Source organism: Mesorhizobium sp. LSJC280B00 (assembly GCF_000502835.1).
Lineage (GTDB): Bacteria > Pseudomonadota > Alphaproteobacteria > Rhizobiales > Rhizobiaceae > Mesorhizobium.
This window is the reverse complement of record NZ_AYVL01000002.1, coordinates 438,962-455,553: the sequence shown is the minus strand read 5'-3', so window position 1 is coordinate 455,553 and position 16,592 is coordinate 438,962. Positions and strand designations below refer to the sequence as shown.

Below are 16,592 nucleotides of genomic sequence, written 5' to 3'. Positions count from 1 at the left end.
TTGTTAACCTGCTTTGTTGTAGTTTTCCGCTGAAATTCCCCGCATCCATGCGCGGAATGCCGAACGGGGTATGGCAGTGATGAGGTCAGCGGCGGTCGACCATGCGCCGTCCCAAGCTGAAAGGCGCAACTTTCAGCGCGTCCGCGTGAAAATTTACGGACGCTTCATGCTGGAAGACCGCACCGAACATCCCTGCCAGGTGGTCGACATGTCGCCCGGCAACGTCGCGCTGCGCACCGAGCGCGCCGGCCTGGCGGGCGAAAAGGTCATTGCCTATATCGATCACATCGGCCGCATCGAAGGCGTCATCACCCGCACTTTGCAGGATGGCTTTGCGATGACCGTCATCGCGTCGGACCGCAAGAGGGACAAGCTCGCCGCGCAACTGACCTGGCTTGCCAACAAGCACGAGCTCGACCTGCCGGAAGACCGCCGCCATGAACGCGTCGCACCGCGCAACCCGACGAGCGTGCTGCAGCTTGCCGACGGACGCCAGTACCAGTGCCGCATCATCGACCTGTCGCTGTCGGGCGCGGCGATCGAGATCGACGTCAAGCCGGCCATCGGCGTCCAGGTGACGCTGGGCACCATGCGCGGCCAGGTAGTGCGCCATTTCGAAGATGGCGTCGCCATCGAGTTCGCCGTCATCCAGCGGCCGGAAACGCTCGATACCGAATTCAGCTCATCGCGCGGCTGACGCGGAAGCGTTAGCACTATCGGGAAGAGAGAGGCTGGCGATCCTTCGCGCCCCCTCTGTCCCGCCATCCTAGCTGTTCGAACGGTGCGACGAAGCATGGGAACATGCCCGGCTGGAATCCTTAAACAATTCTATATTCAATTGCGTCAAATTTTATGTTTATTCTATTGGCGTTTTACTTAATGTCTACTTCGCGCTTTTGCGTCAAATAAATCCAGCCGTGTCATTGTCTCCTCAAACGGGGAGACTGAATAATGAACAGGATGAGGGGCAAGCTGTTGCTGGCGGCAATAGCGATGCAGCTTTTCGGTTGGGGGACTGTAAACGCGGCGGAGCCGGCCTTCATGCACACCGGCGGCCGCACCACGCAGCCGGTCGGACACTACGAATTGTGCCAGCAGCTTCCGCAGGAATGCAATCAGAGGACGCCTGGCCGGGCACCCGTCGAGCTGACCCGCAAGCTGTGGGCAACGATCGTCAAGGTCAACAATTCGGTCAACAGCAGGGTCGCGCCGCGCACCGACATGGAAATGTGGGGCAAGGAGGAAGTCTGGTCCTTTCCCAATAGCGGCTTCGGCGACTGCGAGGACTATGCGCTGGAAAAGCGCCGCGAGCTGATGAGCATCGGCGTGCCGGCCGGCGATCTGCTGATGACGGTGGTGCGCCAGCGCAATGGCGACGGCCATGCGGTGCTGACCGTGCGCACCAGCCTTGGCGAGTTCATCCTCGACAATCTCCAGCCCAAGGTGCTGTCCTGGACCAATACCGGCTACACCTACTTGAAGCGCCAGTCCGAGCGGAATTCCGGCGCCTGGGTGACGATCAACGACGGCCGCTCCGACGCGGTCGCCAGCGTCCGCTGAGGACGCCAAGGCATGTCGCCCAAAAGTGCGTAGCGGTTTTGGGATAACGACATGCATAAAACAGAGGTTAAGTGCGTCGCATGACTTCGCGCTTTAGGAGAAACCCGGTCGAGTCCCCACCCTCCCCGTCCCCAACGACCGGGTTTAAGGAGCCGGCCCCGTCCCCGGGCCGGCTCCACCATTTCCGGGTGGAACACATCTCGATACAGTTGTCTCGGCTTTGCCTCCAACTGCGCTTCGTCATCCAAGCTGTCTCACGATCGTTTGTGGGATACGAGCTGCCGTTTGCCGTCGAAACGCTGTTACTTGCCCCTGATACGGAACGCGTCGACAAAGGCGGAAAACGCCGGAGAGGGATGGCGTCGGCTTGGATAGTACAGGTGGTAGCCCTGGAACGTCGGGCACCATTTGGTCAGGACTTCCTGAAGAAGGCCACTCTCAATGTGTGGAAGGACGAGTTCACGCGGTAGATAGGCCAAGCCCACTCCGTCAAGCGCGGCCTGGATCGCCGGCCCCATGTTGTTAAGCGTCAGTTGCCCCTCGACCCGAGCACTGAACTCGCGCGCTCCTTCCCGCAATTCCCAGGCATAGACCGATCCTGACGTCGGCAGCCGGTAGTTGATGCAGTTATGGTCGGTCAGTTCCTGCGGCGTCTCCGGCGGTGTCCGGTGGGCGAAGTAATGGGGTGAGCCGACCACAGTGTAGGTCACGTCGGCTCCGATGCGCACGGCTACCATATCCCGGGCAATGGACTCGCCCAGACGCACGCCGGCATCGAACTGGCGCTCGACGATGTTGGTGAAGGCGTTGTCGACCACCAGCTCGACATTGATATCGGGGAAGTCGCTCAGGAACTTTGGCAGCCGGGCGCGGAAGACAATGTCGACCGAATCGTCGGTGCACACCAGGCGAATGTTGCCGGACGGCCTGTCGCGAAGGACGCCGAGAGCGCTGACCTCAGCCGCGATGCCTTCGAAATGTGGTTCGATGCCTTCCTTGAGGCGTTGACCGGCCGCCGTCGGGGCCACGTCGCGCGTGGTGCGAGACAGAAGACGGACGCCAAGCCGCGACTCCAGCGACTTGATCGTGTGGCTAAGGGCCGAAGGAGTGACCCCGAGCTTGGCGGCTGCTCGGGTGAAGCTCCGCGTCCGGGTGATCTCCAGGAACGCGCGCATTTCGGCGAACTCGTCGCGTGGCATTGATGAGCCTCATTCACAACCACATCAAAATTATACCCGCTAGTCGCATTTGGCCAGCCCGACTACTTAGCTCGGGAACGGACAGGAGACTGCCTTATGACCATCGATTTCGTGCTGGACGAGGCCACTGCTGCTGACAGCGGGACGACCCCATGGTCTGCGGTGGTCTGCCTGTCGCTTCTGACCTTCCTTCTGGTCGGACTGGAGTTCCTGCCGGTGAGCCTGCTCACCCCGATCGCTCAGGATCTGGCCGTCTCCGAGGGTCAGGCAGGCCAGGCAATCGCGGTATCCGGATTCTTCGCCGTGGTTACCAGCCTCTTCGGCAACTCGCTGTTGCGAAACGTCGATCGACGGACGGTGGTTCTGGTCTATACGGCAGTGCTGGCCGCATTGAGCCTGGCGGTGGCGCTTGCTCCCAACTTCCTGGTCTTCCTGGCCGGGCGGGCGCTGGTCGGCATCGCGATCGGCGGTTTCTGGTCACTGTCGACGGCCATTCTGGCCCGCCTGGCCGCGGGACCCGACCTGCCTAAGGCCATTGCCTTGCTCCAGGGTGGCACTGCCTTCGCATTGGTGATCGCCGCGCCCGTCGGCAGCTTCCTCGGATCGCTGATCGGATGGCGGGGAACCTTTTTCGTCACTGTCCCCATCGGCCTTGCGGCGCTCGTGTGGCAGTTGGCCGTTCTCCCGAAGATGCCGCCGATAGAGATCGCCTCGGTGTCGAGCATGTTCGGCCTGCTGCGGAATCGCAGATTCGCCATCGGCATGGGCGCGACCGGGCTCGCTTTCATCGGGCAGAACGCGCTCTCGATCTATCTGCGGCCGGTTCTGGAAAACGTGACGGGCCTTGAGGTCAACACCCTCTCACTGGCTCTATTGGGCGTCGGCCTCGGTGGCGTGGCGGGACTGTCGATTGTCGGCTTCATACTCCGGCGGCACCTCACAGCCGTGCTGATCGGGCTGCCGAGTGCACTCGCGGTCTTCGCTCTACTGCTGATTGCCTTTGGACCGTTTGCACGCGCCACGGCCGGCCTGCTGGTTCTTTGGGGACTGTTCGCTACCCCGATCCCGGTGGCGTGGAACACCTGGATGAGCACGCTCATCCCTGAAGACCTGGAGGCCGGGGGCGGACTCCAGGTCGCCCTGATCCAGTTCGCGATCGCAGGCGGCGCTATTGCAGGAGGCCTGCTGTTCGACGTGGCCGGCTGGTGGAGCGCCTTCCTTCTCGCCGCCGTCCTGCTCACGGGCTCGGCCTTGCTCGCCGCCTCGGCCGGCCCCGCACCTGAACTCTTTCAATTCTTGTCTAGGAGAATCTCATGTCCGAAGGAATCGAGAACAAGGTCGTCGTCATCACCGGTGCCAGCAGTGGCCTCGGTGAAGCGACGGCACGCCATCATGCCGCACGAGGCGCTTCCGTGGTCCTGGGTGCACGCCGGTCACACCGCATCGACGCCCTTGTCCAGGAACTGACCGCCGCTGGGCACAAAGCCAAGGCCGTTACTACGGACGTCACCGACGCCGGCCAGGTCCAGAACCTGGTGAACACGGCGGTCCGGGAATTCGGCCGCATCGACGTGATGCTCAACAATGCGGGCCTCATGCCGTTGGCCCCGCTCGAACGGCTCAAGGTCGACGAATGGGACCGGATGATCGACGTCAACATCAAGGGCGTCCTTTACGGCATCGCGGCCGCGCTTCCGTACATGAAGGAGCAGCGATCGGGGCACATTATCAATGTCTCATCCGTATACGGCCATGTGGTCGACCCGGGTGCGGCGGTCTATTGCGCCACCAAGTTCGCGGTGCGTGCGATATCCGAGGGTCTGCGGAAAGAGGTGAAACCCTACAATATCCGCACCACGGTGATCTCGCCGGGCGCTGTCAGCACAGAGTTGCTCGAGCATATCAGCGAGAAGGATATCCAGCAGGGGACCAGGGACTTCGTGAGCAAGATCGCCGTGGGGCCAGATACGTTTGCCCGAACGGTCGCCTTCGCGATCAACGAGCCCGACGACGTCGATATCAACGAGATCTTGTTCCGGCCGACCGCCCAGCCGGTTTGACTTGGAAGGGGTTATGCTTCGATATCTTAAGGCCCGGCTCCGCCATTTCCGGGTCGGCTATGCCTTCCTCAACCCAGCCCTAAACCGCCTGCCGTTTGCCACATAATGCGCGGCCGAGGCGCGCAGCCTGGCGACTGCGGCCTCGTCGAGCATCCTGACGACGCGCGCGGGTGAGCCGACGATCAGCGAATTGTTGGGGAATTCCTTGCCTTCGGTGACCAGCGCGCCGGCGCCGACCTGCGAGTTGTTGCCGATTTTCGCGCCGTTCAGCACGATGGCGCCCATGCCGATCAGGCTGTTGTCGCCGATGGTGCAGCCATGCAACAAGGCGCGATGGCCGATCGTGCAGCCTTGGCCGACGGTCAGCGGAAAGCCGGCGTCGGTGTGCATGATTGTGTGCTCCTGCACGTTTGTGTCGGCGCCGATGACGATCGGCTCGTCGTCGCCGCGGACGACGACGCCGAACCAGAAGCCGGCATTGCGGCCAATCCTGATATTGCCGATCAGGGTGGCATCGGGCGCGATCCAGTTGCTGTCGGCGTCCTCGAAGGCGGGCGCTTTTCCGTCAATCGCGTAGATCGGCATTGCTGTCTCCAGATCGTCTCACACCGACAAGCTGCCAGACCCTAGAAGCGAAGCCGCCCAGGACGCAATGGCGATCACCACCATGCCCAGCGCCAGCGCCCAGATGGTCGCCGTACAGCCGTAGGAGATCAGCCCCAGCACCGAGATGCGACGCTCGCGCCAGGCGTCCAGCGCCTCGTTGGCGAACATCAGCGGCCCGGCGCAAGCCGTCGCGGCGAGTGAGCGCAGCATGTGCTTCGACGATACATAGGGTTGGACGAAGGCAAGCCTACGGCCGGCGATCAGCTCCATCGCCGATCCGGCCAGGCCGCAAGCCGTCAGCCCAGCCATAAAACTGAATATGATTTGTTCGACGGGGCCCATCTTTACCCTCCGTTTACCATGAAATCGCACAGTCGCCCGCAAAAGCTGCGAAGCAAGCGCCGTGCCGGGCCGAGATGTGCCGCTCAGGCACACCCGATGGACGGTAAACGAGGGTCGCGATGAAGCAGGCAGCCGCCACAGAGGGCCCGCAACTCAGCGTCGTCGATTCGACGCTGATGAAGCGAGTGTTTTATGCGTTCGCGACGCTGGCGCTGCTTTCGGTGGCGATCAGCCTTGGCGGCAAATGGTTCGGCCGCTCGATCGCCATGGCCGGGTACACCGACGACACCACGGCCCACAAGGTCGTCATCGGCAACAACGTCATCGCCGTGCCGGCCAATGTCATCCGCTTTGCCCAGGCCCGGCGCGACGGCATCGCCTCGCGGCTCGACCTCTATCTGCGCTATCCCGAGATGGACGGCTACAGCGAGGGTGCCCGCAACGACTTCAACCACACCGGACCCAGCAAGGACATCGTCTTCCTGTCGTTCGAGCCGCAGATGATGTCGCGTGACATGAGCGGCCGCTTCGCGCCGATCTACAGCGCGCTGATCGCCAAGCCGGGTACGCCCGGCCCTGGCGGCACCACGCTTTACGCCTTCAGCGAAAAATCAGGCTATCTCAACGAAGTGCTGGCAGTCGCCGATCGCCCCGGAAAGGATCCGTTCGTCGCACGCTGCCTGAGCGGCCCGAGCGCGGACGAATCGCTGGCGCCCTGCGAACGCGACATCCTGGTCGGCGACAATCTCAGCCTTACCTACCGCTTCCCCCGGGAATTCCTGGGCGACTGGCAGGGGCTCGACGCGGCGATTTCTGCCGAAGCAGCGCGTGTGCTGAAGACCGGGCGGTAAGCAACGAAACGAGCCGTTCCGTAGCGATCCTTCGCGCCCCTCTCTGTCCTACCGGACATCTCCCGCACGAGGGGGGAGATCGGCCGTCATCTTGGCTTTCGCCAATCTCCAATGTTGCAGGAAGAGTGCAGCGCCGAGGCTGCCAATCTCCCCCTCGTGGGGGAGATGGCCGGCAGGCCAGAGGAGGGCGCTGTCCCGCCGGCGTCCTGCAAGGTTCCGTACCGCCGCAGCGCTTGAGGCATAGCGGCCAGCTAAACTCCCAGCTCAGGCCAGATCGATGTCGAGGATCGCCATCGAGAAATTATAATCGCCGTCGTCCTCGTCCTTGAAGACGATGCCAAGGAACTCGTCGCCGACATAGACCTCGGCCGAATCTTCCTTGCGCGGCCGCGCCTTCACTTCGAGTTTAGGGTTCTGGAAGGTGCGCTTGAAATAGGCGTCCAGCTTTCTGATTTCGTCCGGCTTCAACAGTCTTCTCCGATCGTCGCTTGCTAAAGTGCGTCGCGTCTGAAGAGACGATGCGACGCGCTTTAAATCTTGCTTCATGCATGTCGCTATCCAAAAACCGCTGGGCACTTTGGGCGACATGCATTGGTGAGCGCGCTTCTGGCACGTCGACAATGGCCATGTAAAGGCAAGCCGGCATGGGGGGCAGGAATTCAGCCCCTGCCCGAGCACTCAGATGTCGAAGCTGACGACGTGGTCCATCGTCTGCGATGGCAACAGCTGGTCCATCTGCCGCGAAGGCTGGTCGCAGCCGGTCTCGCCGACGACGCGGGCCGGCACGCCGGCAACCGTCTTGTTGTGCGGTACCGGCGACAGCACCACCGAGCCGGCCGCGATCTTCGAGCAATGGCCGATCTCGATGTTGCCGAGGATCTTGGCGCCGGCGCCGATCAGCACGCCGTAGCGGATCTTGGGATGGCGGTCGCCGCCGGCCTTGCCGGTGCCGCCCAGCGTCACGCCGTGCAGGATCGACACGTCGTCCTCGATCACCGCCGTCTGGCCGACGACGAGGCCGGTGGCGTGGTCGAGGAAGATGCCCTTGCCGATGCGGGCAGCCGGATTGATGTCGGTCTGGAACACCGAGGACGACCGGCTCTGCAAATACAGCGCGAAGTCCTGGCGGCCCTGGTTCCACAGCCAATGCGCCAGCCGGTGCGTCTGGATGGCGTGAAAACCCTTGAAGTAGAGCACCGGCATGATGAAGCGGTCGCATGCCGGATCACGGTCGTAATAGGCCTGGATATCGACGCGCACCGTCGTCGACCAGTCCTTGTCGTCGGCCGCCATCGCCTTCAACGTCTGGCGGATGAGGTCGGAGCCGATGTCCTGATGGGCGAGGCGCTCGGCCAGCCGGTGAATGACCGCTTCTTCCAGGTTTTCCTGATTGAGGATGGTCGAATAGAGGAACGCCGCCAGCAGCGGATCGCGGTTGACCGCTTCCATCGCTTCGTCGCGGATCGAACGCCAGATCGGATCTACCGGCTGCACCCTGGTGGGACGGGAAATCGTAACGCTGTTCATCTGATGTCTCCGGCCATCCAATGTCTCGGCCATCCAATGTCTCGGTTGGCGGCTTGCCTATTCTCCGGCCGCACCTATAAGCCAGATCATAGCACGGGTGAACTCAATTTTCCTTAGTGCTTCGTGAAATGGATTTGGTTGGCGGAATTTCAAGCAGCCATGGAAAACGCAACCTTGATGGACGAGACCCTGAAGCGCGAGCTTTCCGCGCTCTATGAGGCCGAAGATCGCCACTACCACGACCTTGGCCACATCGAGGCGATGCTGGCGCTGGCCAATGATTACAAGGCGTTGTTGCATGATCCTGAAGCTGTCGAGGCAGCGATCTGGTTTCACGACGCGATCTACGACAGCCGCGCCAAGGACAATGAGGCGAGGAGTGCCGAACTTGCCGAGGAAAAGCTCGCCGGTCGCGCCGATGCACAACGCCTCGGCCACATCGCGGCGATGATCACTGCCACCGCCGGCCACGAATTGCCGCCCCTTGGCGACCAGCATTCGGTTCGCGACGCGGCGCTGTTCCTCGACATGGACCTGGCGATCCTGGGTGCTGCGCCCGACGTGTTCGACGCCTACGAGCAGGCGGTTCGCCGCGAATATAAGTGGGTCGATGAGCCGATGTGGCGGGCCGGCCGTGCCGCAGTGCTAGAGGGCTTCCTCGCGCGGCCGCATATCTTCCACAGCGAGGAATTCCGCCGGCGCTTCGAAACCCAGGCCCGGCATAACATGACGCGCTCGCTCAGGGCGCTGGGGCACAGCCCGCGCCGATCGTAGCCCGACGCGTCGCTCGCTTGCCTGCCGGAGAGTTGCCCGAAATCAGGTAAACGCGCCGATGGTCGATGCCATTCCCCACAGCATGAACACCCCGGCCGCAAGCGACGCGCCGTTGACTACGATGCCAGCCAGACCGAGCACACGACTGTCGTTCGAACGACCGAGCGCCATCAACCCGAAAACCACGCCGGTAAGATGTGCCAATGGCCCGGCCAGAAAAAATACGGCGGCGAAGAAGCCTGTCGCACTGTTCTGGAGCAGTGGGGACGCGTCGCTCGGCATTGCTATCAATGCGGTGATCGCAATCGCCCCTGCCGCCAATGCGGTCAGCGCTAGAATAACGGATCGTTTGCCGAACGTGCTTTCCGCAACAACGCCCGGCAAAGCGGCGTCGCTTCTTCCCCATTGTGCCATCGTACCCCCTGCCCTCGTTCAGCGCGCGGCGGGTTTGAACCGATCCACACGTCGCTCTTATTAATTCCTGTATCGTTGCAAAACCGCTAAGAATCCCAGCTTCAGGCCCTATGGCCGCTTTTGGAACCATCCATCAAAGCGGATGCTCGGCATAAAACTCCAGCACGCGCTGCTTGAAGGTCTTGTCGCCGACCGCCAGCATATGGTCGCGGCCTTCGATATGAAAAGCCCTGGCGTTGGGCATCAGGGTGGCGAGTTCATCCGGCGAACCACCGATGTCGTCCTTGCTGCCGACGGCGATCAGCGTCGGCTGGGCAATGCGGGCAAGGTCGGCCTCGCTCAGCAATTCGCGCGAGGTGGCGATGCAGGCGGCGAGCGCCCGGCGATCGCTGCGGGTCTGATCGGCGAAGGCGCGGAACGAGCGGCCGCGCGGATCGCTGGTGCCTGCCGGATCGTCGGCCAGAAGGGCGTCGGCTATCGGATCCCAGTCGCCGACGCCGTCGACCATGCCGATGCCGAGACCGCCGAAGACCAGCGTCGCCACCTTCTCCGGGTCGGAGAGCGCCAGGAAGGCCGATATGCGCGCGCCCATCGAGTAACCCATGACATGAGCGCGTTCGATGCCGAGATGGTTCAAAAGCGCTGCCGCGTCCGACGCCATTTTTGCCGGCGTGTAGTCGGCTTCGTCATAGCTCTTCGACGACGAGCCATGGCCGCGATTGTCGAAGGCGATCGCACGGTAGCCGGCGTCGTTCAGCGTCTTGAACCAGCCGGGCGACACCCAGTTGACGTAATGGCTCGAGGCAAAGCCGTGGATCATCAGCACCGGATCGCCCTGCCCCGATGCCGGCTGGCGGTCAAGGAAAGCAAGGTCGAAACCGTCATGGGAGAAGAACTGCATCGGCCGAAGATCCTGCCCGCTCAGTCGGAATCGACACTCGGCGCATCGCCCTTGTCGGGCGGCGGCATGGCCGGCCCCGCCGCCGTGCCGATGGCCGGATGGCGCAGCAGGTCGCCGTCCTCAATGCCCTTTTTGGCAGCCGTGCCCGCCTTGAGCTCGAGCACGAAGCGCACCGGTTCGTCCGGCGAGATGATCGCCTCCGACTGCGGCTCGCCTTGCTCGATCGCCCGGATCCGGCCGTCCTGGCCGACGAAGATCAGGTCGAGCGGCATCGGCGTGTTCTTCATCCAGAAACTCACATCCTGCGGCGCGCCGAACACGAACAGCATGCCGTGATTGTCGGCCATGTGCCGGCGGAACATCAGCCCGGCTTCGCGCTCGGCGGGCGTGTCGGCGATTTCCACGGAAAAAGAACGCTCGCCGGCCTTCGTCACCGCGACCAGCGGCGCCGGGTCGACGGGAAGGATCATCGCCTTGCCGTCGGCGGAACTCGGTTGTTGAAAATAGAAGAACGCACTTGTGGCGACGATGAGGAAAATCCCGGCGCAGAGCGCGCCCGCCGTCACCCGGTTCCTGTGAGCCATATGAAATCCTCGGCCGGAACTAATGCGAGACCGGCAAGGTACCCATATCGGGGTGAATTTCGGCAGCCATAAGGCCTTTGTCGCCGCGTCCGAAGCGGACCAGCACCACCTGGCCCGGCCGGAGTTCGGTGATGCCGTAGCGGCGCAGCGTCTCCATGTGGACGAAAATGTCCTCGGTGCCCTCGCCCCGGGTCAGAAAGCCGAACCCCTTGGTACGGTTGAACCATTTGACCAGCGCCCGTTCGAGGCCGCTTTCCGGCGTCACCGCGACATGGGTGCGCTGCTCCTGTAGCTCCGCCGGATGCACCGCCGTGGTGACATCCATCGAGAGCACGCGGAAGGCCTGCAGCCCGCGCTCGCCCTGCTTGACCAGGCAGACGACACGGGCGCCTTCCAGGGCGGTCTGAAAACCATCCTTTCGAAGGCATGTCACATGGAGGAGGATGTCGCCCGAAGTACCATCATCGGGAAGGATGAAACCGTAGCCCTTGGCCACGTCGAACCATTTGATGGCGCCGGCGATTTCGACGAGATCGGCCGTATCGGCGCTCTCATCCCGCTTCAACGTATCGTTACCGGCCCCGTCCCGCCCCATGAAAGAGGCCTTTTCCCCCATAAGAACGCCCCCTTTTTTCAAGAAACACTGCAACTGATTCTTGGTATCAGATTAACACCGCGGCTTCCGGTGTGTGCAAGACCTGACGTGCCTTTTTTCACGGTTCCATACAGGAATAGCGGATTTGCCGTTTGCCGGCGCCGGCAAACGTGGCCAATTGCCCTTTGGCCGGGCCGCCCCTATGTTGCGCCGCAACGCAACATAAGGAGGAAATCATGCGCTATCTGCACACCATGGTCCGCGTCGCCGACATCGATGCTTCGCTCGATTTCTACTGCAACAAGCTTGGCCTCAAGGAAGTGCGCCGCCATGAAAACGAGCAGGGCCGCTACACGCTGATCTTCCTCGCCGCCCCCGAAGACGAGCAAAGCGGCATCAGCGAGAAAGCGCCGCTGGTCGAGCTGACCTACAATTGGGACCCGGAAGACTACAAGGGCGGCCGCAATTTCGGCCATCTCGCCTATGAGGTCGACGACATCTACGCCACCTGTCAGCGGCTGATGGACAATGGCGTTACCATCAACCGGCCGCCGCGCGACGGCAACATGGCGTTCGTCAAATCGCCGGACGGCATCTCGATCGAGCTGTTGCAGAAAGGTCCGGCCAAGCCGAAGGCCGAGCCGTGGGCGTCGATGCCGAACACCGGCAGCTGGTAACCGATCACGCCATCTTGAGCCGGCATTGCTGGGCGGGTTGTGTCTAATGGGGAGGATCGCTCGGCAAGCCTTTGGCTGGTGAGCCGTGGTCCTTCGGTGAGCTTGCTACTCAGGCAGCAGCGGTACAATCCTGACGGTGGCGGACCGAGCGCGCGCACCGATCATCGGGCTAAGGTACGGGTTTCCGCGATGCTTCGCCCGATAGGCGTCATCGATACGGTCGTTGATCGGCCCGTCGACCGGCTCGAAGGCGACGTCCTTCGTCATGCGAGCGGCGATGATCCGTCCGCCCTTCTGCCGGATGGCGGCTTGGTACCATCGTGAGTCCTGTCCATTGTAGCCGCGCGCATAGAGGACGCCGTCGACTGCCACGGACCAGATCCAGGTTGGGGTGCCATATGTCACGCCATCTTCCCTGAACGGCGCAATGTGCAAGTTGTCGGCTTCGGCGATCTCGCGCAATTCGTCTTCAGACCATCTCGTCATGTCTGGGCCTCCCCTCTTCGACGAGTCCGCAATATTCATGTCCCATCGGTGTCGGCCCGGAGGACGCTTGCAGGCCGCGGTAGGGCCAGAGGTCCGACCCGCATACGCAGGTCGCCGCGATCCGGATGATGGCATCGGTCGAGGCCAGGATTTTCGGCTCGGCACGGTCCTCGAAACGCACGTCTCCCGGACCGTATAGAACTGCTCCTTGCATGGTTTTCCTCGTCCTCTTCAGCGCATGACAAAACCGCCGTCCACCGAGATGGACTGGCCGGTCACATAGCTCGCAGCGTCGCTGCAGAGCCACAGGACTGCATTCGCAATTTCCTCGGGGCGGCCAACCCGTCCCATCGGAATGCTCTTTTCCATCGCCCTGAGCGCATCGCCCTGACCGCCGGCCACCATCTGGTCGGCCATCGGCGTCCAAATGAGCCCTGGGCATATGGCGTTGATACGGATGCCGCGTGCTGCATATTCGAGAGCCGCGCTCTTGGTGAACCCAAGCACTCCGTGCTTGGCGGCATGGTAGATCCCGCGCTCGGCACCTCCCACAAGTCCCCCGAGTGAAGAGCAATTGACGATCGCGCCGCTACCCTGGTTGCGCATCTGCTGCAGTTCGAATTTCATGCAGCTCCATTCGCCGCGGAGATTGATCCCCATGACTCGGTCGTAATCTTCCCGGGTGGCGTCGGCCGTTTCCGCGAGGACATTCTGCACGCCCGCATTGTTGTAGGCGGCATCGAGCCGGCCGAAGGCCGCGACCGTATGCGCGACCATGGCTTCGACCTGGTGCGTCATCGGCGACATCGCAACGAATGGCGAGGACCTTATGGCCTTGAGCGGTCAGTTCATCGACCGCAGCACGCACCGCGTCTTCGTTCCAGTCGGCGAGCGCGACGGACGCCCCCGATTCCGCGAAGGCTTTCGCTGTGGCGAGGCCCAGTCCGGACGCCGCGCCTGTCACCAGCGCGACCCTCCCCTCGAATGCAATGTTCATGGAAATATCTCCTGTAAATGTGTCGGTTCGGCGTGTGCGCCGCTAACGCCGCGTGAGCTCCGCCTCCGCCTGAGGGTAACGGTCGCCTTGCACGGTGATTTGCGCGGCAGCGTCCTCGATGTGCCGTAGATCGTCGGGCGAGAGCTCGATCCCTGCCGCGGCGATGTTCTCCTCGAGCCGGTTGAGCTTGGTGGTGCCTGGGATTGGGACGATCCAGGGCTTTTGCGCCAGCAGCCAGGCGAGCGCGATCTGTGCGGGCGTCGCGCGTTTCTGCGCGCCGATTCTTTCCAGCAGGTCGACCACGGGGCGGTTCGCCTTGCGGGCCTCGGGCGTAAAGCGCGGCAAGCTGGCGCGGTTGTCGTTACCGCCGAAGCTGGTGGTTTCGTCGATCTTGCCGGTGAGGAAGCCCCTGCCCAGCGGGCTGTAAGGGACGAAGCCGATCCCCAGTTCCTCGCAAGCGGGCAACACCTCCGCCTCGGGCTCACGCCACCACAGGGAATATTCGCTCTGGATCGCCGCGACCGGCTGAACCGCATGGACGCGGCGGATGGTCGAGGCGCCTGCCTCGCTGAGACCGAACTGCTTGACCTTGCCTTGCGCGATCAGGTCCTTCATCGCGCCGGCGACGTCCTCGATCGGGACGTCGGGATCGACCCGGTGCTGATAGAACAGGTCGATCGCATCGACCCGCAGCCGCTTCAGCGACCCTTCGGCCGCTTGCCGGATGCGTTCGGGGCGGCTATCGAGCCCGCTGGATCTGCAGCGACTGAAGTCGTGGCCGAACTTGGTGGCGATGACGACGTCCTTGCGGAACGGCTCCAGCGCCTCCCCCACGAGTTCCTCATTGGTGAACGGACCATATACCTCGGCGGTGTCGAAGAAGGTGACACCGCGCTCGACCGCCGCCCGGACGAGCGCGATCGTCTCCTGACGGTCTGGAGCCGGGCCACGGTGATAATTCAGGCCCATGCAGCCCAGCCCGATGGCCGAGACCACAAGGCCGCTGTCACCGAGCGTGCGGTTCAGCATTCTCATTCTCCCGCGTCGGTTTCTTCGAAGACCTTGCGCGCGATTCCGACCGCCGTGCTGGCGGTGGGCCAGCCGGCGTAGAAGGCGAGATGGGTGATCGTCTCGACCAGTTCGTCGCGCGTGACGCCGTTCTGGAACGCAAATTTCAGGTGGAACGGCAGCTCGTTTGTCCGGTAGAGGGCGATCAGCGTCGCCACTGAGATCAGGCTGCGGTCGCGCGGCGACAGGCCGGGCCGCTTCCAGACATCGCCGAACAGAACGTCATCGGTGTAGCCCGCGAGCGCGGAAGCGATGTCCCCAAACGGACTGCAGAAGGCTTTGGGCTTTTCGCTCATCGGAGACTCTCCTTGGTGGGCCGGCGAGATATTCCTCATCCGTCACTTTCTCCGTCCACTCGACCGCCTTGCCGTCGAGGGCTTCGGTGACGGGAAGATGGATCATGGCCGTGGTGGGCGTCGCGCCGTGCCCGTTGTGTGGCAGGCTGTTCTGCTCGCAAGCAATATAAGGGTCGCCCAATCATGCGATTAGGTGCTAGTTTGTGCATGTATTTGTGAGTGAGATTCAGCAATGGCTCGAGCGAACCTCAACGATCTTGCCGCCTTCGTCATGGTCGCGAGCGAGCGAAGTTTCACTCGGGCCGCCGCCAAGCTCGCCATCTCTCCATCCGCCCTGAGCCACGGGATGCGTGCGCTCGAAGAGCGCCTGGGAGTTCGGCTGCTCACGCGGACGACCCGCAGCGTGACGACGACAGAGGCGGGTGAACGCCTCCTTCGGACCTTGGCTCCGCGGTTCGCGGAGATCGACTTCGAACTCGCGGCGCTCAGCGAATTGCGGGAGAAGCCGGCCGGCAACATCCGTATTACGACGGATGAATATGCCGTTGGGGCTGTGCTCTGGCCCGCGCTTCACAAGCTGCTTCCGCGCTATCCCGACGTAAAATTGGAGATCGTCATCGACTACGGCCTGACCGATATCGTCGCGGAGCAATACGACGCCGGCGTGCGGCTCGGCGGGATGGTGGCCAAGGACATGATCGCCGTGCCCATCGGACCGAATTTGCGCATGGCAGCGGTCGCGGCGCCGTCCTACTTCGCCGGACGCCCAATGCCGCGAACGCCTCAGGATCTGACGAGCCACGACTGCATCAATCTTCGCCTGCCGACCTATGGCGGACTTTATGCATGGGAATTTGAGAAGAACGGCCGGGAGCTGCGGGTGCGCGTCGACGGACAACTGACGTTCAACAGCGGGAATCCGATGTTGCAAGCCGCTCTGGATGGTTTCGGCGTGACTTACTTGCCGCAAGGCCAGGTTCAGCCCTACCTCGACAGCGGCCAACTCGTCCAAATGCTCTCGGACTGGACTCCGCCCTATTCGGGATATCACCTCTATTACCCGAGCCGACGCCAGCCGACGCCCGCGTTCAGCATCGTTGTGGAGACCCTGCGATACCGGGGCTGACGCGGGAGAAGATCGGCGGTCAATCGACCTGAGTTAATGATCGCGAGCACGTTCGTCCGCGCGGTCCGCGTCGGGCGCCTATGTGTCGCGAGTTTTGGCCCCGCCTGGGGGCGGATGCGTCCGGCAGCCTTTGCCGATCCGCGAGACGGCACCTATCTATCCGGTTGTCGCGCCCGCCTCCCAGGCTGGCGCCCAATCACGCCAACAGGGGCGTGCCCCAGGAGAATTCATTTATGCCGACCAGCCATGTCGACGTCGCCACCGAACACGCCAGCCGCTATCTGCAGCAGCTGTGCAAACATTGGGCGCACAAGTTTCCCGTCGAATTCGACCCGAACCACGGCACCATCGATCTGACGCTCGGCCGCACGGTTCTCGATGCCGACCCGGCTGCGCTGCACATTGCGGTGACGACCGATGAAGCCGGCTCGCTCGAGCGCCTGGAAACGGTCGTCGCCGAGCACATCAAGCGCTTCGCCTTCCGTGAAGCGCTGGCATTCGACTGGAAACGCGCTCCGGCCGCGTAGAC

Annotated in this window: 20 protein-coding genes and 4 pseudogenes; 9 read left to right on the top strand and 15 right to left on the bottom strand. The window is 62.8% G+C overall.

What is annotated here, in order from left to right:
- Nucleotides 1-79 precede the first annotated feature (79 nt).
- Entirely contained in the window at nucleotides 80-697 is a 618-nt protein-coding gene (locus X773_RS44575) for a PilZ domain-containing protein (RefSeq protein WP_023674808.1), read from the top strand.
- Between the two features lie 263 nt (nucleotides 698-960).
- Entirely contained in the window at nucleotides 961-1,560 is a 600-nt protein-coding gene (locus X773_RS44570; protein WP_198023528.1) for a transglutaminase-like cysteine peptidase, read from the top strand.
- A 302-nt stretch (nucleotides 1,561-1,862) separates the two neighbouring features.
- On the opposite strand, the gene X773_RS44565 is transcribed toward X773_RS44570, so the two are convergent.
- Nucleotides 1,863-2,759 (bottom strand): LysR family transcriptional regulator, encoded by an 897-nt coding sequence (locus tag X773_RS44565; RefSeq protein WP_023674806.1) that lies wholly within the window; start codon nucleotides 2,757-2,759, stop codon nucleotides 1,863-1,865.
- Between the two features lie 96 nt (nucleotides 2,760-2,855).
- Between X773_RS44565 and X773_RS44560 the strand changes: the two are divergent.
- A pseudogene (locus X773_RS44560) lies at nucleotides 2,856-4,031 on the top strand (MFS transporter); the annotation flags it as partial.
- A gap of 41 nt (nucleotides 4,032-4,072) precedes the next feature.
- Nucleotides 4,073-4,819 carry an SDR family oxidoreductase gene (locus X773_RS44555; protein ID WP_023674804.1) on the top strand — a complete coding sequence of 249 codons (747 nt, stop codon included), beginning with the start codon at nucleotides 4,073-4,075 and terminating at the stop codon, nucleotides 4,817-4,819.
- Nucleotides 4,820-4,876: 57 nt separating this feature from the next.
- Here the strand turns inward: X773_RS44555 and X773_RS44550 are convergent, their stop codons facing one another.
- Both X773_RS44550 and X773_RS44545 read right to left on the bottom strand, forming a co-directional pair.
- Nucleotides 4,877-5,404, bottom strand: a complete 528-nt coding sequence (locus tag X773_RS44550) for a gamma carbonic anhydrase family protein (protein ID WP_023674803.1) — start codon at nucleotides 5,402-5,404, stop codon at nucleotides 4,877-4,879.
- An 18-nt stretch (nucleotides 5,405-5,422) separates the two neighbouring features.
- Complete coding sequence (locus X773_RS44545) at nucleotides 5,423-5,767, bottom strand: hypothetical protein (RefSeq protein ID WP_023674802.1); 345 nt, start codon at nucleotides 5,765-5,767, stop codon at nucleotides 5,423-5,425.
- 119 nt (nucleotides 5,768-5,886) lie between these two features.
- Here X773_RS44545 and X773_RS44540 point away from each other — a divergent pair, with 119 nt between their 5' ends.
- A complete protein-coding gene (locus X773_RS44540; RefSeq protein ID WP_023674801.1) occupies nucleotides 5,887-6,618 on the top strand; it encodes a hypothetical protein in 732 nt (243 codons plus the stop codon).
- Nucleotides 6,619-6,882: 264 nt separating this feature from the next.
- Here X773_RS44540 and X773_RS44535 read toward each other — a convergent pair whose 3' ends face one another.
- Both X773_RS44535 and cysE read right to left on the bottom strand, forming a co-directional pair.
- Complete coding sequence (locus tag X773_RS44535; protein WP_023674799.1) at nucleotides 6,883-7,086, bottom strand: DUF3126 family protein; 204 nt, start codon at nucleotides 7,084-7,086, stop codon at nucleotides 6,883-6,885.
- Nucleotides 7,087-7,296: 210 nt separating this feature from the next.
- Nucleotides 7,297-8,145 (bottom strand): serine O-acetyltransferase, encoded by an 849-nt coding sequence (cysE, locus tag X773_RS44530; RefSeq protein ID WP_023674798.1) that lies wholly within the window; start codon nucleotides 8,143-8,145, stop codon nucleotides 7,297-7,299.
- Nucleotides 8,146-8,304: 159 nt separating this feature from the next.
- Between cysE and X773_RS44525 the strand changes: the two genes are divergently transcribed.
- On the top strand, nucleotides 8,305-8,919 hold the full coding sequence (locus tag X773_RS44525; protein WP_023674797.1) for a hypothetical protein: 615 nt from the start codon (nucleotides 8,305-8,307) through the stop codon (nucleotides 8,917-8,919).
- Nucleotides 8,920-8,961: 42 nt separating this feature from the next.
- On the opposite strand, the gene X773_RS76220 is transcribed toward X773_RS44525, so the two are convergent.
- The 4 genes from X773_RS76220 to X773_RS0137255 form a co-directional block, all read right to left on the bottom strand.
- Nucleotides 8,962-9,333: a hypothetical protein gene (locus X773_RS76220; RefSeq protein ID WP_156937280.1), complete on the bottom strand. Its 372-nt coding sequence runs from the start codon at nucleotides 9,331-9,333 to the stop codon at nucleotides 8,962-8,964.
- A gap of 133 nt (nucleotides 9,334-9,466) precedes the next feature.
- Nucleotides 9,467-10,234, bottom strand: a complete 768-nt coding sequence (locus tag X773_RS44520; protein WP_023674795.1) for an alpha/beta hydrolase — start codon at nucleotides 10,232-10,234, stop codon at nucleotides 9,467-9,469.
- A gap of 20 nt (nucleotides 10,235-10,254) precedes the next feature.
- Nucleotides 10,255-10,818 carry a DUF192 domain-containing protein gene (locus tag X773_RS44515; RefSeq protein ID WP_023674794.1) on the bottom strand — a complete coding sequence of 188 codons (564 nt, stop codon included), beginning with the start codon at nucleotides 10,816-10,818 and terminating at the stop codon, nucleotides 10,255-10,257.
- Nucleotides 10,819-10,837: 19 nt separating this feature from the next.
- Nucleotides 10,838-11,413, bottom strand: coding sequence for a cold-shock protein (locus X773_RS0137255; RefSeq protein WP_348625914.1), 576 nt, complete (start codon nucleotides 11,411-11,413; stop codon nucleotides 10,838-10,840).
- 236 nt (nucleotides 11,414-11,649) lie between these two features.
- Here X773_RS0137255 and gloA point away from each other — a divergent pair, with 236 nt between their 5' ends.
- A complete protein-coding gene (gloA, locus tag X773_RS44510) occupies nucleotides 11,650-12,090 on the top strand; it encodes a lactoylglutathione lyase (RefSeq protein WP_023674793.1) in 441 nt (146 codons plus the stop codon).
- A gap of 105 nt (nucleotides 12,091-12,195) precedes the next feature.
- Here gloA and X773_RS44505 read toward each other — a convergent pair whose 3' ends face one another.
- The 6 genes and pseudogenes from X773_RS44505 to X773_RS77955 form a co-directional block, all read right to left on the bottom strand.
- A complete protein-coding gene (locus tag X773_RS44505) occupies nucleotides 12,196-12,576 on the bottom strand; it encodes a DUF2255 family protein (RefSeq protein ID WP_023674792.1) in 381 nt (126 codons plus the stop codon).
- Between the two features lie 13 nt (nucleotides 12,577-12,589).
- A pseudogene (locus X773_RS74235) lies at nucleotides 12,590-12,790 on the bottom strand (alcohol dehydrogenase catalytic domain-containing protein); the annotation flags it as partial.
- Nucleotides 12,791-12,807: 17 nt separating this feature from the next.
- Nucleotides 12,808-13,573 (bottom strand): annotated as a pseudogene (locus tag X773_RS44500) (SDR family oxidoreductase).
- Nucleotides 13,574-13,615: 42 nt separating this feature from the next.
- Nucleotides 13,616-14,602, bottom strand: coding sequence for an aldo/keto reductase (locus X773_RS44495; protein ID WP_023674790.1), 987 nt, complete (start codon nucleotides 14,600-14,602; stop codon nucleotides 13,616-13,618).
- A 2-nt stretch (nucleotides 14,603-14,604) separates the two neighbouring features.
- Complete coding sequence (locus X773_RS44490) at nucleotides 14,605-14,937, bottom strand: carboxymuconolactone decarboxylase family protein (RefSeq protein WP_023674789.1); 333 nt, start codon at nucleotides 14,935-14,937, stop codon at nucleotides 14,605-14,607.
- Nucleotides 14,938-14,965: 28 nt separating this feature from the next.
- Nucleotides 14,966-15,073 (bottom strand): annotated as a pseudogene (locus tag X773_RS77955) (cupin domain-containing protein); the annotation flags it as partial.
- A 96-nt stretch (nucleotides 15,074-15,169) separates the two neighbouring features.
- Between X773_RS77955 and X773_RS44485 the strand changes: the two are divergent.
- The gene (locus X773_RS44485) at nucleotides 15,170-16,063 is read left to right on the top strand and encodes a LysR family transcriptional regulator (protein WP_023674788.1); all 894 of its coding nucleotides are present in this window, start codon (nucleotides 15,170-15,172) and stop codon (nucleotides 16,061-16,063) included.
- Between the two features lie 233 nt (nucleotides 16,064-16,296).
- Nucleotides 16,297-16,590 (top strand): DUF2218 domain-containing protein, encoded by a 294-nt coding sequence (locus X773_RS44480; protein WP_023674787.1) that lies wholly within the window; start codon nucleotides 16,297-16,299, stop codon nucleotides 16,588-16,590.
- The last annotated feature ends 2 nt before the right edge of the window (nucleotides 16,591-16,592 follow it).